Below are 23174 nucleotides of genomic sequence, written 5' to 3' on the forward strand. Positions count from 1 at the left end.
AGGTTGGATCGATCCAAGAATGTTCGTTACCGTCGCCCTGTGCGAGCAATTCGACGATTCACCGTGCGCCCTGTCCTGCCCGAGCCGCTGACCGCCCTCGGGGTGCTGGCCGGCAACCTGCGCTGGTCGTGGCATCCAGAGAGCCAGGACGTCTTCCGGGCCGTCGACCCCCGGGTGTGGGAGGACGTCAACCACGACCCCGTCCGCCTGCTCGGCGCGGTCGCCCGCGACCGCCTCGAGGAGCTGGCCCGCGACGAGTCGTTCCTGCAGCTGCTGGGCGCCGCGCACGAGGAGCTCGACGACTACCTCACCGGTGAGCGGTGGTACGCCCGCAAGGCAGGCCCCGACGCACCGCGCTCCATCGCCTACTTCTCGCCGGAGTACGGCATCACCGCCGTGCTGCCGCAGTACTCCGGCGGCCTCGGCATCCTCGCCGGGGACCACCTCAAGTCCGCCTCCGACCTGGGCGTGCCGGTCGTGGGCGTGGGCCTGCTCTACCGGCACGGCTACTTCAAGCAGTCGCTCTCGCGCGAGGGCTGGCAGCAGGAGACCTACCCGGTCCTCGATCCCGACGAGCTGCCGCTGACCCTGCTGCGAGAGGCGGACGGGTCGCGAGCCATCGTCTCCATCTCGCTGCCCGACGGCCCCGACCTGCTGGCCAAGATCTTCGTGGCGAACGTCGGCCGGGTGCCGCTGCTGCTGCTCGACTCCGACATCGAGGAGAACAGCCAGCACTACCGCGACGTCACCGACCGGCTCTACGGCGGCAACTCCGAGCACCGCCTGCGCCAGGAGCTGCTGCTGGGCATCGGCGGCGTGCGCGCGCTGCGGGCGTTCTCCCGCATCACCGGTGCCCCCACGCCGGAGGTCTTTCACACCAACGAGGGTCACGCCGGCTTCCTCGGCATCGAGCGGATCCGCGAGCTGACCGTCGCCGACGACGGTCCCCACCTGGACTTCGACACCGCGCTGGAGGTCTCCCGGGCCGGGACGGTCTTCACGACCCACACCCCGGTGCCGGCCGGCATCGACCGGTTCCCCCGCGAGCTCGTCGAGCAGTACTTCGGGGGCGGCTCCTCGCCGACGCCGGGCGTGCCCGCCGACCGGGTGCTCGCCCTGGGCGCCGAGGACTACGACGGCGGCGACGCGGCCGTCTTCAACATGGCCGTGATGGGCTTCCGGCTCGCCCAGCGGGCCAACGGCGTCTCGCAGCTGCACGGCGTCGTCTCCCGCGGCATGTTCAACGGCCTGTGGCCCGCCTTCGACGAGGCCGAGGTGCCGATCGGGTCGATCACCAACGGGGTGCACGGGCCGACCTGGATCGCCCGCGAGATCTTCGACCTGGCCCGCTCCTACGGGGCCGACATCGACGCCGACGACACCGACGCGCTCTGGCCACTGGTCGACAAGATCGGCGGCAAGGAGATCTGGGACCTCAAGCGCACCCTGCGCCAGCGCCTCGTCGAGGACGCCCGCGCCAGGATGACCCGCTCGAGCCTCAAGCGCGGCTACGCGCCCGCTGAGCTCGGCTGGATCGACTCCGCCCTGGACCCCGACGTGCTCACGATCGGCTTCGCGCGCCGCGTGCCGTCGTACAAGCGACTCACGCTGATGCTGCGCGACCCGGACCGGCTCAAGAAGCTGCTGCTCGACCCCGCCCGGCCGATCCAGCTGGTGATCGCCGGCAAGTCGCACCCGGCCGACGACGGCGGCAAGAAGCTGATCCAGGAGATGGTCCGCTTCGCCGACGACCCCGAGGTCCGGCACCGCATCACGTTCCTGCCGAACTACGACATCGCGATGGCGCAGCCGCTCTACCCCGGCTGCGACGTCTGGCTGAACAACCCGCTGCGTCCCTATGAGGCCTGCGGCACCTCCGGCATGAAGGCGGCGCTCAACGGCGGCCTGAACCTCTCCATTCTCGACGGCTGGTGGGACGAGTGGTACGACGGCCAGAACGGCTGGGCGATCCCCTCGGCCGACGGCGTCGACGACCAGGAGCGACGTGACGACCTGGAGGCGCACGCGCTCTACGACCTGATCGAGAACGAGGTCGCGCCGCGCTTCTACGACGTCGACGACGAGGGGGTGCCGACCCGGTGGCTCGAGATGGTGCGGCACACCCTGAAGTCCCTCGGCCCCAAGGTGCTCGCCACCCGCCAGGTGCGTGACTACGTGCGTGACCTCTACGCCCCGGCCGCGCACACCTCTCGGGCCCTCAACTCCGACTATGCGGGTGCCCGCGAGCTGGCCGCCTGGAAGCGACGCGTCCGTGAGGGCTGGCCCTCGGTGCACGTCGAACACGTCGAGTCCGAGGGTGTCGACGACTCGCCGGAGGTGGGGGCGGGCCTGTCGGTGCACGCGTTCGTGGCGCTCGGCTCGCTCGGTCCCGACGACGTGGAGGTGCAGGTCGTGCACGGTCGCACCACCGGTGACGACGAGATCCGCGAGCCCGAGGTGGCCGTGATGCGGGTCGTCGAGAGCTACGAGGGCAACCGGCACCGCTTCGACTCCGACGTGCCGCTCGGTCACTCCGGGTCCTTCGGCTACACCGTTCGGGTGGTGCCGCGCAACGAGGCCCTGGCCTCGGTCGCCGAGCTGGGCCTGGTCGCCGTACCCGCGTAGCGCGTTCCGCGCTCCTGTCGAGGTGTGAGGAGCGCCAGCGACGAGCCTCGAGACCAAGCGCCCGGGTGACGAGCCTCAACGCCGAGCGCCTGGGTTTCGAGGCTCGTTTCGAGGCTCGCTGCGCTCGCACCTCAACGCAAGGCTGCGCTCGCACCTCAACCACCGGCGCGAGGCTGCGCTCGCACCTCAACCACCGGCGAGTCCCTAGGTCTGGCGCAGCACCAGCACCGAGCGACCCTCCTGAGTCAGCCGGTCACCGGCCTTGACGTGGGTGCCGACGGGGTTGGCGGTGTCGGTGGACAGCACGACCTCGCCGGCGGTGACCCAGGAGTTCTCCGGCATGGTGAGGACGACGTCGTCCGCGCCGGCGTTGAGCCAGATCATGAACGACCTGTCCCGCTGCTGCTCGCCGTGGACGCCGGGGAAGCGGAGCGGGTCGCCCAGGACGAACATCCCGAAGGTGCTGATGGAGTCGTCGAGCCAGTCCTCGCCCGACATCTCGCGGCCGTCGGGGTGCAGCCAGGCGAGGTCCTTGGGGCCACCCCTGATGGTCGGCCGGCCCTCGAACCAGTGCCGCTGCCGCAGCGCCGGGTGCTCGCGTCGCAGGCGCAGCGCCGTCTTCGTGACCTCGTAGAGGTCCAGCCAGGCGTCGTCGGGACGCCAGTCGATCCACGAGATCTCGTTGTCCTGGCCGTAGGCGTTGTTGTTGCCGCGCTGGGTGCGGCCGCGCTCGTCGCCCGCGGTCAGCATCGGCACGCCGTTGGCGAAGCACAGCGTCGCCATGATGTTGGCGGCCTGCCTCCTCCTCATCGCGAGGATGCCTGGGTCGTCGGTCTCTCCCTCGACTCCGCAGTTCCACGACCGGTGGTTGTCGGTGCCGTCGCGGTTCCCCTCGCCGTTGGCCTCGTTGTGCTTCCTCTCGTAGGACACCAGGTCACGCAGGGTGAACCCGTCGTGGGCGGTCACGAAGTTGATCGAGGCGTACGGCGACCGGCCGTCGTCGGCGTACAGGTCGGAGGAGCCCGCGAGGCGGGTGGCCACGGTGCGGATCCCGTGGGACCGGCCTCGCCAGAAGTCGCGGACGGTGTCGCGGAACTGGTCGTTCCACTCGACCCACGGCGGCGGGAACTCGCCGACGCGGTAGCCGTCCATGGACGCGTCCCAGGGCTCGGCGATCAGCTTCACGTGCCGCAGCAGGGGGTCCTGGCCGATCGCGGTCAACAGATGACTGCCCATGTCGACCTCCTGGTTGGTGCGGGTCAGCGCGGACAACAGGTCGAAGCGGAAGCCGTCGACGTGCATCTCGGTCACCCAGTAGCGGAGCGAGTCGAGGATCATCCGCAGCGACTGCGTGTGCGTCGCGTCGACGGTGTTGCCGCAGCCGGTGACGTCCCAGTAGGTCTCGGGGTGGGGGACAGGCGAGGCGTCGTCCCACACGCGCTGGTAGTAGCCGAGGTCGTCGAGACCGCGGAAGCTCAGCGTCGGCCCGCGGAAGCCGGCTTCGGCGGTGTGGTTGTAGACCACGTCGAGGATGACCTCGAGGCCGGCCTCGTGGAACGTCTTGACCATCTGCTTGAACTCGGTGACCTGCTGGCCGCGGTCGCCCGAGGCGGAGTACGCGCCGTGCGGGGCGAAGAAGCCGATCGAGTTGTAGCCCCAGTAGTTGACCAGGCCGCGCTCGGAGAGCTCGGGCTCCGAGACGAACTGGTGCACGGGCAGCAGCTCGACCGCGGTCACGCCCAGGTCGCGCAGGTAGTCGGTGACCGCCGGCGTCGCGAGGCCGGCGTACGTGCCGCGCAGCTCCTCGGGCACCCGGTCGTGCAGCTGGGTCATGCCCTTGACGTGCAGCTCGTAGATGACGGTGTCGCGCCAGCGGCGGCGCTGCGGGGTGTCGCCGCCCCAGTCGAACTCGTCGTTCACGACGACGCTGCGCGGCACGAACGGCGCGGAGTCGAGCTCGCTGGGCAGGGCGGGCGCGCCGACGACGTAGGAGTAGATCGCCGGGTCGGGGGTGACCGTGCCGGAGACGGCCTGCCCGTAGGGGTCGAGCAGCAGCTTGTGGACGTTGAACCGCAAGCCGTCGGCCGGCCGCCACGGACCCTCCACGCGGTAGCCGTAGCGGGTGCCGGCCATCAGGCCGGGCACTGCGCTGTGCCAGATGCCCAGTGACTGCTCGGTGAGCTCGACCCGCTGCTCGACGTCGCCGCCGGCGCCGTCGTCCTCGAACAGGCACACCCAGGCGCGCGTCGCCTGCGGCGCGTAGACCGCGAAGTTGGTGGAGTCCTCGCTCCAGGTCGCCCCCAGCGGCCAGTTGCGCCCCGGCCACACAGCGTTGCGCTGGCCCTGGTGGTCCCACATTCCCGGTGTCACGTCGAAGCATTCTTCACGATGACGGCACAATGCCCCCGAGGGGATCTGCAGCCCGGCAACGTGTCGACGACGAGTGGAGGACGCAAGCTATGGAGTTCGTGCGACTGGAGGTGGCCGACGGCGTCGCCACGCTGCGGCTGGACCGGCCCAAGATGAACGCGCTCAACGAGCAGGTGCAGGAGGAGATCCGCGCCGCCGCCACCGAGGCCGCCACCCGCGACGACGTCAAGGCGGTCGTGGTCTACGGCGGGGAGAAGGTGTTCGCCGCCGGTGCCGACATCAAGGAGATGGCCGAGATGTCCTACACGGACATGGTGAAGCGCTCCGGGGCCCTCCAGTCGGCGTTCACCGCCGTCGCGAAGATCCCCAAGCCCGTGGTCGCGGCGATCACCGGCTACGCCCTGGGCGGCGGGTGCGAGCTGGCGCTGTGTGCCGACGTGCGGTTCGCCGCCGACACCGCGGTGCTCGGCCAGCCCGAGATCCTGCTCGGCATCATCCCGGGCGCGGGTGGCACCCAGCGGCTCACCCGGCTGGTCGGCCCGAGCAAGGCGAAGGACCTGGTCTTCACCGGCCGCTTCGTCAAGGCCGACGAGGCGCTCGCCATCGGTCTCGTGGACCGGGTCGTGCCTGCCGACCAGGTGTACGACGAGGCGCTGGCGTGGGCGCGCCAGTTCACCGGCGCCGCGACGTACGCCCTCCGAGCGGCCAAGGAGACCATCGACCGGGGGCTGGAGACCGACCTCGAGACGGGGCTCGAGATCGAGCGCCAGCAGTTCGCCGCCCTTTTCGCCACCGAGGACCGTGCCATCGGCATGGAGTCCTTCGTTGAGAGTGGACCGGGCAAGGCCGAGTTCGTCGGGCGATAGCCTCCCGGTCGACAGAGAGAAGGACGCCGTGGCAACGGATGCAAAGGCCGAGCGCACGCCTGGCAAGGACAAGAGGTCGGTCCGTGGGGCGGTCGACACGGTGCGCGCCCGCCTGGCGCAGCTGATCTGGCTCGTCTGCGTGCTGGCGGCCCTGGTGCTCGCGGTGGGGGCGTTGCTAGTGGCCCTCAAGGCCAACAAGGACAACGACCTCGTCTCGTTCGTGCTCTCCGCGGCGGACGCCGTCGACCTCGGCGTCTTCTCGCGTGCCGACGGGATCAAGGAGTTCGTCGGCGAGAACGCCGGGGTGAAGAACGCGCTGTTCAACTGGGGGCTCGGTGCGATCGCCTGGCTGGTCGTGGGTCGCATCCTCGACCGGCTGATCCGTCCCTGACCGGAGGCCGCTGAGCCCGACGACTCTGACAGTTCTACTGTGAGAGACCCCACCCGGGCGCCCCGTTCCGCCGTGGGGTGCTCGCTAGTAGCCTCTGCCGCACCATCCGAATGCAGGGCGCATGGAACAGGAAGGGCCTCCGGGTCACACCATGAACATTGTTGTCTGCGTGAAGCACGTCCCCGACGCCACCGCCGACCGGAAGTTCGAGTCCGACAACACCGTCGACCGTGTCGGTGTCGACGGACTCCTGTCCGAGCTCGACGAGTACGCCGTGGAGCAGGCGCTCCAGCTCAAGGAGAAGACCGCGGCGGGCGAGGAGGGCCAGGAGAGCACCGTGACCGCCCTGTGCATGGGCCCCGAGAAGGCGGTCGACGCGATCCGCAAGGCCCTGCAGATGGGTGCCGACCGGGGCGTGCACGTGCTCGACGACGCGATCGCCGGCTCCGACGCCATGGCGACCTCCCTCGTGCTCGCCAAGGCCGTCGAGAGGATCGGGGCCGACTCGAAGGTCGACATCGTGATGTGCGGCATGGCCTCCACCGACGGCGCGATGAGCGTGGTCCCGGCGATGCTGGCCGAGCGGCTGGGGCTCCCGCAGGTGACCCAGGCGTCGGTCGTGGAGGCCCAGGGCGACCAGGTCCGGATCAAGCGCGACGGGGACTCCGCGACCGAGGTCGTCGGCGCGACGATGCCGCTGGTGCTCTCGGTGACCGACCAGTCCGGCGAGGCCCGCTACCCGTCGTTCAAGGGCATCATGGCGGCGAAGAAGAAGCCCCTGGAGACCTACTCGCTGAGCGACCTCGGCGTCGACGCCGACCAGGTCGGCCTGTCGGTGGCGTGGACCGTCGTGGAGGACACGACGGAGCGTCCGCCCCGCACGGCCGGCGAGATCGTCAAGGACGAGGACGGCTCGGGTGCCAAGGCGCTCACCGAGTTCCTCGCCTCCAAGAAGTTCATCTGAGGAGCCGGACCCATGACTGAAGTTCTCGTTCTGGTCGACCACGTCGACGGCGCGGTCAAGAAGCCGACCTACGAGCTGCTCACCATCGCGGCTCGTCTCGGTGAGCCCTCCGCGGTCTTCATCGGCGCCGCCGACCAGGCCGACGCCGTGGCGGAGGCCGTCAAGCGGTACGGCGCGCAGAAGGTCTACGTGGTCGACGACACCGAGATCAAGGGCTACCTCGTCGCGCCCAAGGCCGAGGCCCTGCACCAGCTGGTCGAGAGGACCTCGCCCGCCGCCGTGCTCATCTCCTCCTCGGTCGAGGGCAAGGAGATCGCCGGCCGGCTCGCGATCAAGGCTGAGTCCGGCCTGATCACCGACGCGGTCGACGTGCAGGAAGGACCGGTCACGACGCAGAGCGTGTTCGCCGGCAACTTCACCGTGACCGCGAAGGTCACCCGGGGCACGCCGATCATCACCGTCAAGCCGAACTCCGCGGCCCCGCAGGAGGCCGAGGGCGCCGCGGTCGTCGAGCAGTTCGCGGCGACGGTGTCCGACGCCGCCAAGGGTGCCCAGATCGTCGCCAGCCAGCCCCGGCAGGCGACCGGGCGTCCCGAGCTCACCGAGGCCGCGATCGTGGTCTCCGGCGGTCGCGGCACGGGCGGCGACTTCGGGCCTGTCGAGGCGTTCGCCGACGCGCTCGGTGCCGCGGTCGGTGCCTCGCGCGCTGCGGTGGACTCCGGCTGGAAGCCGCACTCGTTCCAGGTCGGCCAGACCGGCAAGACCGTCTCGCCCCAGCTCTACGTCGCCAACGGCATCTCCGGCGCGATCCAGCACCGCGCCGGCATGCAGACCTCGAAGACCATCGTGGCCGTTAACAAGGACGACGAGGCCCCGATCTTCGAGCTGGTGGACTTCGGGGTCGTCGGCGACCTGCACACCGTGCTCCCGGCCGCGACCGAGGAGATCAACGCCCGCAAGTAGCGGTCAGGGTGATGACCTGGCGACGGCAGCGGCGAGCGCCGGGATCAGCAGCTCGTACGCCGCCGGCGTCAGGTGCAGGCCGTCGTCGGTGAACGCCGCACCGCCGAGCGGTGCCAGCACCGATGGGGTGTCCACGACGCTGCCACCGGCCGCCGTCACCACGGCCGCGGCGACCCTGCTGTAGTCGGTGAGCACGTCGTTGGTGCGGTCGGCGACCCGCTCGAGCCGGGCCTCGTCCACGCCTGGCGACGCGACGTACACGAGGCGGCGGCCGGGACGCGGTGGGAGGCGGGCGACGACGTCGGCCAGCGCCCGCTCCGAGGTCTCGATGGGCACCTGCCTCCACGGCGCGGCGTCGTTGGTCCCGACGCAGACCACCACGACGTCGTACGTCGCGAGGTCGCGGACGCCGGCGACCTGGCCGGCCAGGTCGGTGGCGATGGAGCCGCCTACCGCCGCGTTGGTCACCCCATCCGCGATGCGGCCCAGGTCGCGTGGCGGGATGCGGGCGAGGTGGCTGTCACCCAGCAGCAGGACGCATGTGCCTGTCCTATCGCGCCGCGCTCGTGAGACGGCGGTGACTCGCCACGGCGAGCAGTCCTAGGCTCGGAGCATGACCATCGAGGACGACGTGCGCGCGGTGGCGGCGCGCGCCCGGGAGGCGAGCCACGACCTGGCGTTGGCGAACCGCGCCACGAAGGACGCCGCGCTGCACGCGATGGCCGACACGCTGCTGGCCTCCTCCGCGGCGGTGCTGACCGCCAACACCGAGGACGTCGCGCGGGCGGAGTCGGGCGGCACCCCCGCCAACATCGTCGACCGGCTGCGCCTGACCCCCGACCGGCTGCAGGCGATGGCCCAGGGACTGCGGGAGGTGGCCGGCCTGCCCGACCCGGTGGGCGAGGTGGTCCGCGGGTCGACGCTCGCCAACGGGCTGGAGCTGCGCCAGGTGCGCGTGCCCTTCGGCGTGGTCGGGATGATCTACGAGGCGCGCCCCAACGTCACGGCCGACGCGGCCGGGATCTGCCTCAAGTCGGGCAACGCGGTGCTCCTGCGCGGCTCGTCGAGCGCCCGGTCGTCGAACGCAGCGATCGTGCAGGTGCTGCGCGACGCCGCCGCCGCGGTGGGCCTGCCGGCCGACGTCGTGCAGCTGGTGCCGGGCGACTCCCATGAGAGCGTCAAGGCCCTGATGCGGGCCCGCGGCCTCGTCGACGTGCTCATCCCCCGCGGGGGAGCCGGGCTGATCCGCTCGGTCGTGGAGGAGTCCACGGTGCCGGTGATCGAGACCGGGGTCGGCAACTGCCACGTCTACGTCGACGCGGCGGCCGACCTCGACCAGGCGCTCGCCATCGTGCTCAACGCCAAGACCGACCGCACCAGCGTCTGCAACGCGGCCGAGTCGCTGCTCGTGCACGCCGACCTGGTCGGCTCGTTCGTGCCGAGGGTCGTCGCGGCGCTGACCGAGGCGGGCGTGACCGTGCACGGCGACGCCGGGTTCGCGGCGTACGACGGGGTGCTGGCGGCGACCGACGACGACTACGCCGCGGAGTACCTCTCCCTCGACATCTCGGCGCGGGTCGTCGACTCCGTGGACGAGGCGATCGCCCACATCCGGCGCTTCTCGAGCGGCCACACCGAGGCGATCGTCACCCGCGACCAGGCGGCCGCGCGCCGCTTCGTGGCCGCCGTCGACTCGGCGGTGGTGCTCGTGAACGCCTCGACGCGCTTCACCGACGGCGGCGAGTTCGGGTTCGGCGCCGAGATCGGGATCAGCACCCAGAAGCTGCACGCCCGTGGGCCGATGGGGCTGGCCGAGATGACGTCGACCAAGTACGTCGTCACCGGCGAGGGCCACATCCGCTGACGTGGCCTCGCGGCGCCGGCCGAGGGCCGGCACCGCGAGACGGCGGTCAGCTTGCGCTCAGCGTCCGAACGCCTGGAACTCGGCGGCTCGCACGTTGAGCGCCTGCGGGCTGCCGGTCGTGCAGTCCGACGTGGCCCGTGGGTCGGCGTCCTGCTCGCCGGCGTAGTCGGGCGCCCCGGTGCACTGGTTGGTGACTGCCTGGAACCACAGGTGCGTCGCCTTGGTGCGCCGGATGTCGAACGACCTGATGATCAGGTCGGGCGCCCGCGGCCGCGGAGCGGTCGCGGGGAAGGCGTCCTCCGGGCTGACGAACACCCGGGTGAACTCGTCCTCCTCGTCGCAGTCGACGCCCCGCGCCACCGAGCAGGCCAGGACCTCGAACTGCCGCAGCGCGGAGAAGCGGCTCTGGGTGCCGTTGTCGGGGTCGCTCGGGATGGCCTGACGCAGGTGGGCGCTGACCTGCACCCGGCGCACGTCCTGCTTCTTGCTCCCGGCCAGATCGACGATCACGTGCTGCTCGTCCACCGGCGCCCCGAGTGCCGCCCACTGGGTGCCCTCCTCGTCGTCGACGAGGCGGTCGAGGTTTATGCCGGTGCCCTCGACCGAGGCCCCGTTGGTCGTCGACGCGAGGTTCTCGGACATCCGCGGGGCCAGCCTCCGGTCGGCTCCGGCGGCGAGCGCGGTCTGCGCGACCCGGGCGTGGCCGTAGCCGGGAGCCCGCACCGTGAACTCGTAGCTGCCCGGCACCATCTCCACCCGGTCGGGCAGCGCCGTCGTCGGGTCGGTGTCGGCGACCGGCACCGCGCGGGCCTGGTAGCGGCCGACGTAGAGATCGGCGTTGCGCACCACCTTGCCGTTGTCGCTGCGGGGCGCGAACGTGACCGTCGCCTCGTTCGCGTAGGCGGAGCGGAAGCTCGGCACCGGGTCCGGGTCACTGTGGCCCGCACTCGTCGCCCCCTCGCCCAGCCCGCGCCGGGCGAACGTGTTCCACAAGATGTCCTGGTTGGCGCCGTTGAAGCGCAGCAGGTCAGCGGCGATGAGCGCGTTGCGCGCGTCCACCTGGCTCACCTGGCTGTTGGCCATCAGCAGGAAGGAGTCGAAGACCAGCTGCATCCAACGCCGCGCGCCAGGGCACCCGGAGACCGGCGTCAGGCCGTTAGCGCAGGACTTGTTGAGCGCCGCGTCCCCGGCGCCGTACCGGCCGATGAAGGCCTGCCGGATGTCGAAGTTGATCGCCGACCAGATCTCGCCGTCGGCGTGCACCTGCGGCCCGGTGAGGTCGTAGCCGATGTCGGTGTAGTTGAGCGGGCTCCGGCTCATGTTGTAGTTGCGGATGCCGGCGACCTTGTCACCGGTGGCGTAGGCGCCGGCGGTGTACGCCGCGGCGCCGGCGTCGGCGTACCCGTGCTCGTTGAGGTACTCCATGGCGAACAGGTCGCCCCAGCTCTCGCTCATGCCCTGGGGCGAGCTCAGCCCGCCGTCCGGGCCGGCGACCATCCGGTTGGTGATGGCGTGGCCGTACTCGTGGGCGATGATCGACATGTCGTAGTCGCCGTCGACGCACGGGGCGTAGAAGGAGCCCGCGATCGGCTGCCACATGTACATGTTGGTGATGGGCGCGACGCCGTCGGGCGGGGTGATCTGGTTGGCGTTGTCGCGCGCGGCGAAGGTGGGCGGGCCGCCGGAGATGCCGCCCGCCTGGGCGTTGCCCTGCTCGTAGTCGCCGCCGAGCCCGCCCTTGGCGCCGTTGTCCAGCTGCATGTTCCAGGTGCTCTCGACGAAGCCGAGGTGGTAGGACCAGTCGTGCATCCGGTTGTGCATCGCGAACAGGTTGGCGCGGGCCGCGTCGACGTCGGCGCGCTCGGGTGAGCTGAACGCCTCGGGGTTGCAGGACTCCTCGTACCACTGGTTGGTCCACGGGTAGTCGTACTCGCGGGTCGGCGAGGGGGTGGCGGTCTCGGTGCCGACCGAGAAGGCGTCGTTGCTGTTGAGGTTGTGCACCGCGATGGCGTTGTTGCCACGAGTGGTCAGCGTCGGCTGCCCGGTCGCGGGGTCCACGTCCCACGGCAGGGGCGACGCCGAGGTGGCGACGACCTCGTCGCAGCTTGCCGCCGCCAGCCAGCACCAGGTCATGCGGGTGTCGGCGGAGCTGTAGTCCTGCGGAGGAGAGGAGGGGAAGACCTCCCACTCCGGGTTGTCGCTGTCGTGGTCGACCAGGTCGTCGCGCACCAGCACCTCGCCGGAGCGGGCGTCGACGTAACTGGTGAAGGCCGTGGCCGCGTCGGCCTCGGACCCGAGGACGACCTGGAAGGCCGCCCGGGCCGGAGCCCCCGGCATGGGTACGGCGACCTGGGTCGTACGGCGTACGACGGGCTCGGCGATGCCGGCGTCCTGGGCGGCGATCCGCTCGGCGTCGGCAGCGGTCAGCGAGGCGGGCGCCGGGGGCGCGGCGTCGCGGGCCAGGGACGAGCTGACGTAGAGGGCCTTCCCGGCGCGGACGCCGACCGAGACGATCCCGTCGACGCCGGCGGCCAGGTCGCCGAACCGCTGGCGGAGCACGACGACCGAGGCATTCTCACCCAGCGGCCGGGTCGTGAGCGTCTCCACGGACTCCGCACCGCGTGCGGTGAGCCCGAGCAGCTCGCGGGAGCGGGTGAGGAAGGCGCGTGCGGCCGCCTCCGGCTTGGCCGGCAGTCCGGTGGCCAGCGGAGTGTCCGTGGCCATCAGGACCGCGGGCGTGCCCAGCCGGTTCCAGCGCGCCGTCGCGTCGAGGGCGTCGACGGCCGACTTCTGGGTGGCGTCGGGACTGACGCGCTTGGTCCGGACGTCCTTGTCGCGTGCCGTCGAGCCCTCACCCTGGAAGCCCGCGGCATGGGCATCTGTCGGTGGAGCCGAGGTCGGTGGGGCTGCGCCGGCCGAGCCGGCAGCGGACGCGAGAGGCGAGAGTGTGGCTGCGAGAGCGAGCGCCGTCAGGGCAGCGCCGACTCCTCCGACCCGAGATCTGCGGAGCATCGGTGGTTCCTTCCAGGCGACGGCGTCGCCAGCCGAGAGTGATGAAGATCACGTTCTACCCCCGCCACCCTGCCGCTGGGAAGGCCCTGGACGGATCAGGATGCGATTGCTCGGTAGGGTGTGCGCCATGACCCTGAGTGCCGTCTCCATCGTGGCCGCCGCTGCTGAGCACGGTGACCCCGCCCTGTCCCCGTACGCCGTGGGCGGCATCGCCCTGGGCCTCCTGCTGGCTGCGCTCGGTGCCCTGGTGGTCTTCGGCGGCGGGCGCGAGCACAGCTGACGTGCCAGCCTCCCCGGCTCCGTCCCGATCCCGCCGTATCGGGGTGATGGGTGGCACGTTCGACCCGATCCACCACGGCCACCTCGTGGCGGCCTCGGAGGTCCAGGCGTGGTTCGACCTCGACGAGGTCGTGTTCGTCCCGACCGGCGCGCCCTGGCAGAAGTCGGACCAGTCGGTGTCGCCGGCGGAGCACCGCTACCTGATGACGGTCATCGCCACGGCCGCCAACCCACGCTTCCGCGTCTCGCGCGTCGACATCGACCGCTCCGGGCCGACGTACACCATCGACACGCTCCGCGACCTGAGGCAGCAGCTGCCCGACGCGGACCTCTACTTCATCACCGGAGCCGACGCGCTGGCCGACATCTTCACCTGGCGCGACGCCGATGAGATGTTCGAGCTCGCCCAGTTCGTCGGCTGCACGCGCCCCGGCTACGAGATGGACGCGAAGACGTTGGACGCCATCCCCGCCGAGCGGGTCACAATGGTCGAGATCCCGGCTCTCGCCATCTCCTCCACCGACTGCCGCAGGCGCAAGGAGCGCGGCGAGCCGGTGTGGTACCTCGTCCCCGACGGCGTGGTCCAGTACATCGCCAAGCACCACCTCTATCCCGGGCCCGCCCCGGTTGCAGGAGACATCCCGGCATGACCGCCACCGACCACGCCATCGAGCTCGTCCACGCCGCCGCCCGCGCGGCGTCCGACAAGCTCGCCACCCAGATCATCGCCTTCGACGTGAGCGAGCAGCTCGCGATCACCGACGCCTTCGTGCTTGCGTCCGCGACCAACGACCGTCAGGTCAAGTCGATCGTCGACGAGATCGAGGACAAGCTCCGCCAGATCGGCGCCAAGCCGATCCGCCGGGAGGGCGAGCGCGACGGGCGCTGGGTCCTCATCGACTACGGCGACGTGGTCGTCCACGTCCAGCACGAGGAGGAGCGGCAGTTCTACGCCCTCGAGAGGCTGTGGCGCGACTGCCCCAGCATCAAGCTGCCCGCCGACGTCGTCTCGCATGAGCGCTGAGCGACCCGACACCACTCGCACCCTCCTGCTCCTCCGCCACGGCCGCACCGCCTGGAACAATGAGCAACGAGCCCAGGGCCACGCCGACATCGGGCTCGACGACGTGGGGGTCGCGCAGGCGCGCGCCGTGGCGCCGGTGCTGGCGGCGCTGCGACCCGCCTTCGTGGTCTCCTCCGACCTGGCCCGTGCCTGCGACACCGCCCGCGAGGTGGCCTCAGCCAGCGGCCTGACGGCCAGCGCCGATCCCCGGCTGCGCGAGTTCGACCTGGGGGAGCGCACCGGCATGACGATGCCGGAGTACGCCGCGGCGCATCCCGACGAGTACGCCGCGTTCCGCGCGGGCGCCTACGACGTCGTACCCGCCGGGGAGTCGCTCGGCGACGTGCTCGCTCGCTTCCTGCCGGCCCTCGACGATGCCTTCGCCCGGCTCCGCGCCGGGGAGACGGGGATCGTGGTCGCCCACGGCGCCGCGCTCAAGGTCGCGGTGCTCGCGTGGCTGGGCTGGCCCGAGTCCCTGGCCGCGTCGCTGCGAGGTCTCGACAACTGCCGCTGGGCGGCCGTCGACGACTCCGGCCAGGGCGGCAGCCGGCGTCTGGTGAGCTACAACGCGGGTGCGTGACCCCCCGATTTCGCGGGCCGCCCGACCATTGGCTAGCATTCTCACTCGTTGCCCAGCGGGCGACGATCCGGGGCTGTGGCGCAGCTGGTAGCGCATCTGCATGGCATGCAGAGGGTCAGGGGTTCGAGTCCCCTCAGCTCCACCGGAGACACGAGGCTCCCCGTCGAGAGACGGGGAGCCTTCGTCGTTCCCGGGCGTGGGCGGGTGGGCATGAGAGATTGGCCGGATGACGTCCCGCCGCGTCGCCGCCCTCGTGCTGGCGGCACTGCTCCCGACCACCGCGCTACCCGCCGCTCCCGCCTCGGCAGGGGTGACGACCGTCCGGTCGTTCTCCATCGCCGACCCCGTGCCGGACGTGATGTTCGGCGCGGCCGACGCCGACGGGACCCGTCGCATCGAGGTGGAGCTGAAGCGCACCGAGTGGTCCCACCTGCGGCTCCGCCATGAGGACCGGCTCCGGGTCCGCGCGCGGATCCAGCAGGCCCGGAAGACGGATGCCGCCTATCGCCAGGGGCTGGTCGTCGAGGCGTGGCGCTCGCCCGAGCGCAAGCCGCCCCGGCTCGTGGCGTACGCCGTCGTGTTCGACCTCAGCAGCGGCGTACGCGCTGTCCGCCCGGACGGTGCCGTTACCCGGTGCCCGCGCGCTCGTCGTACGCGCAACCTCGCCAAGGGCATCCTGTCGGTCACCATGCCGGCCGCCTGCCTGCGGCTGCGCGGGCGGGTGAAGCTGGTCGCGGTGACCTACCTCGACTCCTACGGTCCCGCCGGCTGGGGTCGCGCGGCGAGCGACAGGTCGGTGCTGTCGAAGGCACTGCGCTACCCGAGGCGGCTGCGCTGATCAGCCGATCGTCATGCCGCCGTCGACGGGGATCGTCTGGCCGGTGATGTAGCCGGCGGCGGGGGAGGCGAGGAACACCACGGTGGCGGCGAGCTCGGCCGGGTCGCCCTTGCGGCGCGCAGGCACGCGCTGCATCGCCAGCTCGAGGTAGCCGTCGGGGTAGGTGTCGGTCATCTCGGAGGTGAAGAAGCCCGGCGCGACGGAGTTGACCCGGATGCCCTTGCGCTCGGTCCACTGCTGGGCCAGGTCGCGGGTGAGCCCGTTGAGCCCGGCCTTGGACGCGGAGTAGGCCGCCTGCGGCAGGCCGGCGGTGGTGATGCCGAGCACCGAGGAGATGTTGACGATCGACGAGCCGGGCCGCATGACCCGACCGCAGGCCTGGGCCATCCAGTAGCAGCCGTTGAGGTTCACGTCGATGACCCGGCGGAACTCGTCGGGCTGCTCCCGTGTGGCGGGTACGGCGGTGCCGACGCCCGCGTTGTTGACCAGCACGTCCACCCGGCCGAGCTCCGCTATCGCCGCGTCGACGAGCGCCTGGCAGTCGTCGACCGAGGCGACGTCGGTGGCGACCGTGAGCACGCGCCGCCCGGCGGCCCGGACCAGCTCCGCGGTCTCCTCGAGCCGGTCGACCCGCCGGGCGCCCAGCACCAGGTCGGCCCCGGCCTCGGCCAGTCCCTGCGCGAAGGCCACGCCCAGGCCGCTGGAGGCACCGGTGACGATGGCGACCCTGTCGTCGAGACGGAACATGTCGGTGACGGTCATGGGCCGATCATGGCAGGCCCCTCGCGGCCCTGATCGGACCCTGGCTGAACCCCGAGACCCCTTGGGCCGGGGGCCACGGCGTGGTTGGCTGGTCGCATGAGTGAGAACCCGTACGCCACCGCCCCGTCCGTCTCGCCCGGCCAGGAGCGCACCCTCGGCGCCGTCGCGCACGGCGTACCCCTCGTGGCGATGGTGCTCAGCGCCGGCCTGCTCGGCTTCGTCGGCTCGCTGGTGATCTACCTGCTCTACAAGGACCGCGGCCCCTTCGTGCGCGCGCACGCCGCCAACTCGCTCAACGTCCAGATCATCACCGGCATCGTGCTGCTGATCTCTATCCCGCTGATGTTCGTGCTGATCGGCTTCGTGACCTACGGCATCGCGCTGGTGTTCGCGTTCGTGCTGCACCTGCTCGGCACCGTCAAGGCGCACCGCGGCGAGTGGTGGAACCCGCCGATGACGCCCCGGATGGTGCGCTGACCGGCACGGCACATCGGGAGCGGGCGCGGTAGCATGTGTGCATGACGCAGCGCCTGCTTCTTAGCTAGCCGCATCGACACGCACACGTCGATGCGGCTGCCCCTCGTGTCCGAGGGGCTTTTTTGTGCGCCGAGCCAGCCCAGCCCACAGCCATGCTGCGGAGCAGCACACGAAGGACATGAGATGAGCGAGCGAGACGAACCCCGCGACGAGCCCCAGTCGTACGACGTCCGAGAGGTCGAGGCCCGGTGGCAGCCAGTCTGGGAGGAGCTGCAGCCCTTCACCGCCGACGACGCGAGCCCGCGTGAGAAGCGCTATGCGCTGACGATGTTCCCCTACCCGAGCGGTGACCTGCACATGGGTCATGCCGAGGTCACGGCCCTGCACGACGTGATCGCGCGCTACTGGTGGCAGCGCGGCTACGAGGTGCTGAACCCGATGGGCTGGGACTCCTTCGGCCTGCCCGCCGAGAACGCCGCGATCCGCAACAACGAGCACCCCGCGACGTACACGTACGCCAACATCGAGACGCAGTTCGAGTCGTTCAAGAAGTACGCCGTGTCGTTCGACTGGTCGCGCCGCCTGCACACCTCCGACCCGGAGTACTACCGCTGGACCCAGTGGCTGTTCCTGAAGCTGCGCGAGCGAGGGCTGGCCTACCGCAAGAACAGCCCGGTGAACTGGTGCCCCCGCGACCAGACGGTGCTGGCCAACGAGCAGGTCGTCGACGGCATGTGCGAGCGCTGCGGCGCCGAGGTCACCAAGCGCGAGCTGACGCAGTGGTACTTCCGGACGACCCAGTACGCCCAGGAGCTGCTGGACGGCCTGGACGACCTGCAGCCCACGTGGTCCGACAAGGTGATCAACGCCCAGCGCAACTGGATCGGACGGTCCGAGGGCGCCCACGTCGACTTCGTCGTCGAGGGACGCGACGAGCCGGTCACGGTGTACACCACGCGGCCGGACACGCTGTTCGGCGCGACCTTCATGGTCGTCGCCGCCGACGCCGCGCTGGCCGGCGAGCTGGTCTCCGACGAGCAGCGTCCGGCGCTGGAGGACTACCTGGTCGAGGTCCGCAAGGAGACCGAGATGAACCGGCTGTCGACCGACCGGCCGAAGACGGGCGTCTTCCTGGGCGTGCACGCAGCCAACCCGCTGACCGGCACCCGCATCCCGGTGTACGCCGCCGACTACGTGCTGGCCGACTACGGCACCGGCGCGATCATGGCCGTCCCCGGCCAGGACCAGCGGGACTGGGAGTTCGCGAAGGCCTTCGACCTGCCGATCGTCCGCACCGTCGAGCCGCCTGCCGACTGGGAGGGCGAGGCGTTCACCGGCGACGGGCCGGCGATCAACTCCGCGAACGACGAGATCGACCTGTCCGGGATGGGGATCGACGAGGCGAAGTCCACGGCGATCGCGTTCCTGGAGCGCCAGGGGTTGGGCCGCAGCACCATCAACTTCCGGCTGCGGGACTGGCTGCTGTCACGGCAGCGCTACTGGGGGGCGCCGATCCCGATCATCCACTGCCCGGTCGACGGCGAGGTGCCGGTCCCGGAGGACCAGCTGCCCGTGGAGCTGCCCGAGCTGCGCGGCGCCGACCTGAAGCCGAAGGGCGTCTCCCCGCTGGGCGGGGCGGAGGAGTGGGTCAACGTCACCTGCCCGGTGTGCGGCGGCCCGGCCAAGCGCGACACCGACACGATGGACACCTTCGTCGACTCGTCGTGGTACTTCCTGCGCTACCTGTCGCCGCACGACGACACCCAGGCGTTCGACTCGGCGCTGGCCGAGCTGTGGGGTCCGTGCGACCTGTACATCGGCGGCGACGAGCATGCCGTCCTGCACCTGCTGTACGCGCGCTTCTTCACCAAGGCGCTGCGCGACATGGGCCTGATCTCCTGGAACGAGCCCTTCTCGGCGTACCTGAGCCAGGGCAAGGTCATCAACCAGGGCCGCAAGATGAGCAAGTCGCTGGGCAACGGCGTCAGCCTGGGGGAGCAGCTGTCGGAGTTCGGCGTGGACGCCGTGCGGCTGACGCTGGTCTTCGCGAGCCCGCCCGAGGACAACATCGACTGGGCCGACATGTCGCCGGCCGGGTCGCTGCGGTTCCTGCAGCGCGCCTGGCGGCTGTCGGGTGACGTCTCGTCCCCTGCCGGTACGCCGCCCGGGGGCGGCGACGTCGCGCTGCGCAAGGTCACCCACAGGACCGTCCACGAGGGCGGTGAGCTGATCGAGGGTCACCGGTTCAACGTGATGGTGGCCCGGGTCATGGAGCTCGTCAACGCCACTCGCAAGGCCATCGACTCGGGCTGCGGGCCGGCCGACCCGGCCGTGCGCGAGGCCGTCGAGGCGGTCGCGATCATGCTGTCGCTGGTGGCGCCGTACACCGCCGAGGAGATGTGGGCGCGGCTGGGTCACCAGCCCACGGTCGCGCGCGCCGGCTGGCCGGTCGTCGACGAGGCGTTGCTGGTCGAGGACTCCGTGACGGCCGTCGTGCAGGTGCGCGGCAAGGTGCGGGCCCGGCTGGAGGTCTCTCCCGACATCAGCGCCGCCGACCTGGAGACGGCCGCGCTGGCCGATCCGGCGGTGGTGCGCGCGATCGACGGAGCCGAGGTGCGCAAGGTCGTCGTGCGCGCGCCCAAGCTGGTCAACATCGTCGTCTAGGGCTCACTCGGAGGTCGCCGGCCGCTCGAAGCCGAGCACCGCACGCGTCAACTGGTTGCGGGTGTCGAGCAGGTCGTCGAGGGCCTGGGTGAGGTCGTCGCCCGAGACGGCGAGCTCTCCCTCGTCGTCCGGGTCGCGGTCGGCCGCTATCACCGCGGCCCGGCGCAGCAGCTCCTTGAGGAACGACGCCGTGACCCCGTCGGTGCGGTCGAGGACGTCGTCGAGACGGCTCCCGTCGAGGCGCAGCCTGCCGCGGTAGAGGTCGATGAGGCGCCGGCGTGCGGCACGGTCGGGCACGTCGATGTGCACGGCCTGGTCGACGCGACCCGGCCGGGAGGCGAGCGCCGGCTCGAGCAGGTCGGCGCGGTTGGTGGTCAGCAGGAAGACGACGTCGGCGTCCTCGACGAGTCCGTCCATCTCGTTGAGCAGGGTGAACAGCAACGGCGTCTCGCCGCTGTAGTGGTCGCGCTGCTGGGCGATCAGGTCGACGTCCTCGACGACGATCATGGAGGGCTGGAGGCTGCGCGCGATGGAGCACGCCTCCCGGATGCCGCCGAGCGTCTCGCCGGTGAGCTCGATGATGGTGGTGTCGGCCAGCTGGCTCACGAGGTAGCGCACCGTGTGGGTCTTGCCGACGCCTGGCGGCCCGTAGAGGAGCACCCCGCGCTTGAGGTGCTGGCCGGCGGCCCGGAGACGGTCCCGGTTGCGGGCGACGCCGATGACCTGACGTCGTACGTCGTCGAAGGTGGAGGCCGGCAGGATGAGATCGTCGCCGGACACCTGCGGCCGGTGGTGGAAGCGCAGGATCGAGGCGCGCTCTCCGAAGACGCTGCGGCCGAACGACACCACCTGACCTCGGAAGGCATTGAGCTCGAGGGTCAGCCGCCGCAGCTCCTGCCCCACGGCGCGCGCCGTCGCGTGGTCGGTCCCCACGATCTCCAGGGTCGTGCCACGTTGGTCGGACTCGCGCTCGGGTCCGCGGAAGAACAGCGCGAGCCGGTCGTCACCGTCGGTGAGCAGGACGATGGCGGCGCGCAGGCAGTCGCGCGTCTCGCCGTCGGGGCCGACGGCCAGGCTCACCCGGGTGACGTTGCCTGGCATCGGACTGTAGGGGTCGTGGTGCGCCTGGGCGAGCAGGTCGGCGAGCCCGAGCTCGCGGTGGCGGAAGTTCGCGATCCCGATGATGTCCTGGGCCCGACCGGGTCGCGCCGCCCACGCGTCGAGTGCGGCCTGCACGTTGACGTGCTCGTAGTCGGGCCACGTCTCCTGCACCACCGGCAGCTCGTCGACAGCCGACCCGAGGTGCTCGCCGACCAGTGATCGGAACGTCCGCGCGTCGGCCTTACGGGCCTGGGCCACGAACCTGCTCACCAGGTGGCGGCCGAAGCGACGGATGTCGGCGAGCTCGGGTGCGCCGTCCGTCTCGACGGGCGTCGGCGCGCCGTCGCCGGCGGTGATGTGCGAGCTGGTGGTCACGAGTCCCCCGAGGTGTCGATCCGAAACGGCAGCCTAGAGGAGAGACCTCGTCGTGGCACCCGGGCGCCGGTAGCCTGCCGCCATGCCCGAGCGCACCCTGGTCGTCACCGACTCGACGGCCAGCCTGCCGCCAGAGACCGCCGCCGAGCACGGCATCGTGGTCGTCCCTCTGCAGGTGGTGATCGGCGCCAAGGTGTACGACGAGGGCCCGGGGGGCGCGACGCCGGCCATGGTCGCGGAGGCGCTGAAGGCGTTCGTGCCGGTCTCGACCTCACGACCCGCGCCGGCGGTGCTGCTCGGCATCTACGAGAAGGCGGCGGCCGACGGCTTCTCGTCGGTCGTGTCGGTGCACCTGTCGGGCGAGATGAGCGGCACCTTCGAGTCGGCCCAGCTGGCCGCGCGCCAGGCGCCGATCCCGGTGCTGCCGGTCGACAGCATGCAGGTCGGAGCGGCAACCGGGTTCGCGGCGATCTCCGCCGCCGCCGTACTGGCTGACGGGGGGAGTGCCGAGCTCGCTGCGGAGACCGCTCGGGAGCGGGCCGCGCTGTCGTCGTCCTTCTTCTACGTCGACACCTTGGAGTACCTCCGTCGCGGGGGCCGGATCGGTGCCGCTGCCGCGCTGTTCGGTGGCGCCCTCTCGGTCAAGCCGTTGCTGAGGGTCGAGGACGGCCGGGTCGCCAACCTCGAGCGGGTGCGTACCGCGGCCCGGGCGCTGGCGAGGCTCGAGGACCTCGTCGTGGAGGCGGCCGGCGACCAGCAGGTCGACATCTGGGTGGCGCACCTGGCCAGCGCCGAGCGCGCGGGCCACCTGACCACCAAGCTCTCCGAGCGGCTCGAGCAGCAGCTCTACGGGCGCGAGGTGTGGTGCAACGAGCTGGGTGCGGTGCTCGGGGCACACGTCGGGCCCGGCATGGTCGCCGCGTGCGTGGCGCCGCGGCTGGACGTCGGCTGAGGGGTTATCCACAGCAGTCCGGATCGGGGTCGCGGCCCGGGGGTGGAGGTTCCTAGGGTCGAGCCATGCGCAGTCGACGTCCGAGCCCGGAGCACCAGGAAGCCGTGACCCGGCGGCTCGCGCTGCTCTCCGCCGAGCTCGCGACGGTGCGGCCAGACCCCGATGCCGACCCCTATGCCAGCCCCGGCTCGGCTCCCGTGCACCCGCACACGCGGATCCGGGCGGTCCTCGACGAGGCGCCCTGGGACCAGGCCTCGGAGCGCGGGGTGCCGGCTGTGCCGATGCCCGGGCGGCACGCGCGCCCCAGCGGGCGAGCCAGGGTGGCCGAGCTGGTGCCGGAGACCCTCCGGGGGCGGGTCTCGCTCAGCCACGGAGCCGTGACGGTGGTGGCGCTGGTGCTGTGCGCCGCGCTGGCCCTGACGTGCTGGTGGCTGGTGCGCTCCGACCCGCAGGAGGTCCAGGCACCTCAGGTGGCGGAGCCGTGGGTCGAGGTGTCCGAGGCGGAGGCCGGTGTGGCGTCGGCGGCGCCCGGCGAGACAGCTTCAGAAGAGGCAGCTCCAGAGGCAGGAGCGGAGTCCGGGCCGGGCGAGGCGGCGGCCGAGGTGACCGTCGACGTCGCGGGCAAGGTGCGCCGCCCCGGCATCGCGGTGCTGCCCACCGGCTCGCGGGTCGTCGATGCGCTCGAGGCGGCCGGCGGCGCCAGGCGCGGCGTCGACCTGACCTCGCTCAACCTGGCCCGGCCCCTCGTCGACGGTGAGCAGGTGCTCGTGGGTGTCGCCTCGCCGGGCACCCCGGCCTCCACCGACCCGGGCGGCACCACGCCGGGTGCCCCGGCGGCCCTGGTGAACATCAACACCGCAGACCAGGCCGCGCTCGAGACGCTGCCCGGGATCGGTCCGGTGACCGCCGGGTCGATCATCGCCTGGCGCACCGAGCACGGCGGGTTCACCTCCGTCGACGAGCTGCTCGAGGTCGACGGGATCGGCGACGCGACGCTGGAGCAGCTCGTCCCGCACGTGACGATCTGA

20 protein-coding genes and 1 tRNA gene are annotated in these 23174 nt (G+C 71.4%); 16 read left to right on the forward strand and 5 right to left on the reverse strand.

Annotated features, from left to right (window positions below; genetic code table 11):
- The first annotated feature begins 39 nt into the window (after nucleotides 1-39).
- Nucleotides 40-2625, forward strand: a complete 2586-nt coding sequence (gene glgP / locus ACP7BP_RS13675) for an alpha-glucan family phosphorylase (protein WP_426245262.1) — start codon at nucleotides 40-42, stop codon at nucleotides 2623-2625.
- 204 nt (nucleotides 2626-2829) lie between these two features.
- On the opposite strand, the gene glgX is transcribed toward glgP, so the two are convergent.
- Nucleotides 2830-4995 (reverse strand): glycogen debranching protein GlgX, encoded by a 2166-nt coding sequence (glgX, locus tag ACP7BP_RS13680; protein WP_426245263.1) that lies wholly within the window; start codon nucleotides 4993-4995, stop codon nucleotides 2830-2832.
- 89 nt (nucleotides 4996-5084) lie between these two features.
- Between glgX and ACP7BP_RS13685 the strand changes: the two genes are divergently transcribed.
- The 4 genes from ACP7BP_RS13685 to ACP7BP_RS13700 all read left to right on the forward strand — a co-directional run bounded on the left by ACP7BP_RS13685 (nucleotide 5085) and on the right by ACP7BP_RS13700 (nucleotide 8179).
- A complete protein-coding gene (locus ACP7BP_RS13685; protein WP_426245265.1) occupies nucleotides 5085-5861 on the forward strand; it encodes an enoyl-CoA hydratase/isomerase family protein in 777 nt (258 codons plus the stop codon).
- A gap of 28 nt (nucleotides 5862-5889) precedes the next feature.
- Nucleotides 5890-6252, forward strand: coding sequence for a hypothetical protein (locus tag ACP7BP_RS13690; RefSeq protein ID WP_426245267.1), 363 nt, complete (start codon nucleotides 5890-5892; stop codon nucleotides 6250-6252).
- A 169-nt stretch (nucleotides 6253-6421) separates the two neighbouring features.
- On the forward strand, nucleotides 6422-7216 hold the full coding sequence (locus tag ACP7BP_RS13695; protein WP_426245268.1) for an electron transfer flavoprotein subunit beta/FixA family protein: 795 nt from the start codon (nucleotides 6422-6424) through the stop codon (nucleotides 7214-7216).
- Nucleotides 7217-7228: 12 nt separating this feature from the next.
- The gene (locus tag ACP7BP_RS13700; protein ID WP_426245270.1) at nucleotides 7229-8179 is read left to right on the forward strand and encodes an electron transfer flavoprotein subunit alpha/FixB family protein; all 951 of its coding nucleotides are present in this window, start codon (nucleotides 7229-7231) and stop codon (nucleotides 8177-8179) included.
- A gap of 3 nt (nucleotides 8180-8182) precedes the next feature.
- On the opposite strand, the gene ACP7BP_RS13705 is transcribed toward ACP7BP_RS13700, so the two are convergent.
- On the reverse strand, nucleotides 8183-8713 hold the full coding sequence (locus ACP7BP_RS13705) for an SGNH/GDSL hydrolase family protein (RefSeq protein WP_426245442.1): 531 nt from the start codon (nucleotides 8711-8713) through the stop codon (nucleotides 8183-8185).
- Nucleotides 8714-8792: 79 nt separating this feature from the next.
- On the opposite strand from ACP7BP_RS13705, the gene ACP7BP_RS13710 reads away from it, so the two are divergent.
- Nucleotides 8793-10043, forward strand: coding sequence for a glutamate-5-semialdehyde dehydrogenase (locus ACP7BP_RS13710; RefSeq protein WP_426245272.1), 1251 nt, complete (start codon nucleotides 8793-8795; stop codon nucleotides 10041-10043).
- A gap of 57 nt (nucleotides 10044-10100) precedes the next feature.
- Here the strand turns inward: ACP7BP_RS13710 and ACP7BP_RS13715 are convergent, their stop codons facing one another.
- A complete protein-coding gene (locus tag ACP7BP_RS13715) occupies nucleotides 10101-13055 on the reverse strand; it encodes a M36 family metallopeptidase (protein ID WP_426245274.1) in 2955 nt (984 codons plus the stop codon).
- Between the two features lie 127 nt (nucleotides 13056-13182).
- Here ACP7BP_RS13715 and ACP7BP_RS13720 point away from each other — a divergent pair, with 127 nt between their 5' ends.
- The 6 genes from ACP7BP_RS13720 to ACP7BP_RS13745 all read left to right on the forward strand — a co-directional run bounded on the left by ACP7BP_RS13720 (nucleotide 13183) and on the right by ACP7BP_RS13745 (nucleotide 15815).
- Nucleotides 13183-13335 carry a hypothetical protein gene (locus ACP7BP_RS13720; protein WP_426245276.1) on the forward strand — a complete coding sequence of 51 codons (153 nt, stop codon included), beginning with the start codon at nucleotides 13183-13185 and terminating at the stop codon, nucleotides 13333-13335.
- A gap of 1 nt (nucleotide 13336) precedes the next feature.
- On the forward strand, nucleotides 13337-13984 hold the full coding sequence (nadD, locus tag ACP7BP_RS13725) for a nicotinate-nucleotide adenylyltransferase (protein WP_426245277.1): 648 nt from the start codon (nucleotides 13337-13339) through the stop codon (nucleotides 13982-13984).
- Nucleotides 13981-14358, forward strand: coding sequence for a ribosome silencing factor (gene rsfS / locus ACP7BP_RS13730; protein WP_426245279.1), 378 nt, complete (start codon nucleotides 13981-13983; stop codon nucleotides 14356-14358). The genes nadD and rsfS overlap by 4 nt, the downstream gene beginning before the upstream one ends.
- Entirely contained in the window at nucleotides 14348-14977 is a 630-nt protein-coding gene (locus tag ACP7BP_RS13735) for a histidine phosphatase family protein (protein WP_426245280.1), read from the forward strand. The genes rsfS and ACP7BP_RS13735 overlap by 11 nt, the downstream gene beginning before the upstream one ends.
- 69 nt (nucleotides 14978-15046) lie before the next feature.
- Nucleotides 15047-15119 (forward strand) — tRNA-Ala (locus ACP7BP_RS13740).
- Nucleotides 15120-15203: 84 nt separating this feature from the next.
- Nucleotides 15204-15815: a hypothetical protein gene (locus ACP7BP_RS13745; RefSeq protein ID WP_426245282.1), complete on the forward strand. Its 612-nt coding sequence runs from the start codon at nucleotides 15204-15206 to the stop codon at nucleotides 15813-15815.
- On the opposite strand, the gene ACP7BP_RS13750 is transcribed toward ACP7BP_RS13745, so the two are convergent.
- Nucleotides 15816-16577, reverse strand: coding sequence for an SDR family NAD(P)-dependent oxidoreductase (locus ACP7BP_RS13750; protein WP_426245283.1), 762 nt, complete (start codon nucleotides 16575-16577; stop codon nucleotides 15816-15818).
- 96 nt (nucleotides 16578-16673) lie between these two features.
- On the opposite strand from ACP7BP_RS13750, the gene ACP7BP_RS13755 reads away from it, so the two are divergent.
- The gene (locus tag ACP7BP_RS13755; RefSeq protein WP_426245284.1) at nucleotides 16674-17054 is read left to right on the forward strand and encodes a DUF4870 domain-containing protein; all 381 of its coding nucleotides are present in this window, start codon (nucleotides 16674-16676) and stop codon (nucleotides 17052-17054) included.
- A gap of 183 nt (nucleotides 17055-17237) precedes the next feature.
- Nucleotides 17238-19718, forward strand: a complete 2481-nt coding sequence (gene leuS / locus ACP7BP_RS13760; RefSeq protein WP_426245285.1) for a leucine--tRNA ligase — start codon at nucleotides 17238-17240, stop codon at nucleotides 19716-19718.
- Between the two features lie 3 nt (nucleotides 19719-19721).
- On the opposite strand, the gene ACP7BP_RS13765 is transcribed toward leuS, so the two are convergent.
- Nucleotides 19722-21194 (reverse strand): AAA family ATPase, encoded by a 1473-nt coding sequence (locus tag ACP7BP_RS13765; RefSeq protein ID WP_426245286.1) that lies wholly within the window; start codon nucleotides 21192-21194, stop codon nucleotides 19722-19724.
- A gap of 82 nt (nucleotides 21195-21276) precedes the next feature.
- Here ACP7BP_RS13765 and ACP7BP_RS13770 point away from each other — a divergent pair, with 82 nt between their 5' ends.
- On the forward strand, nucleotides 21277-22146 hold the full coding sequence (locus ACP7BP_RS13770; RefSeq protein WP_426245287.1) for a DegV family protein: 870 nt from the start codon (nucleotides 21277-21279) through the stop codon (nucleotides 22144-22146).
- A gap of 65 nt (nucleotides 22147-22211) precedes the next feature.
- The gene (locus ACP7BP_RS13775) at nucleotides 22212-23174 is read left to right on the forward strand and encodes a helix-hairpin-helix domain-containing protein (protein WP_426245289.1); all 963 of its coding nucleotides are present in this window, start codon (nucleotides 22212-22214) and stop codon (nucleotides 23172-23174) included.

The sequence above is a fragment of the Nocardioides sp. LHG3406-4 genome, from assembly GCF_049897745.1.
Taxonomy (GTDB): Bacteria; Actinomycetota; Actinomycetes; order Propionibacteriales; family Nocardioidaceae; genus Nocardioides.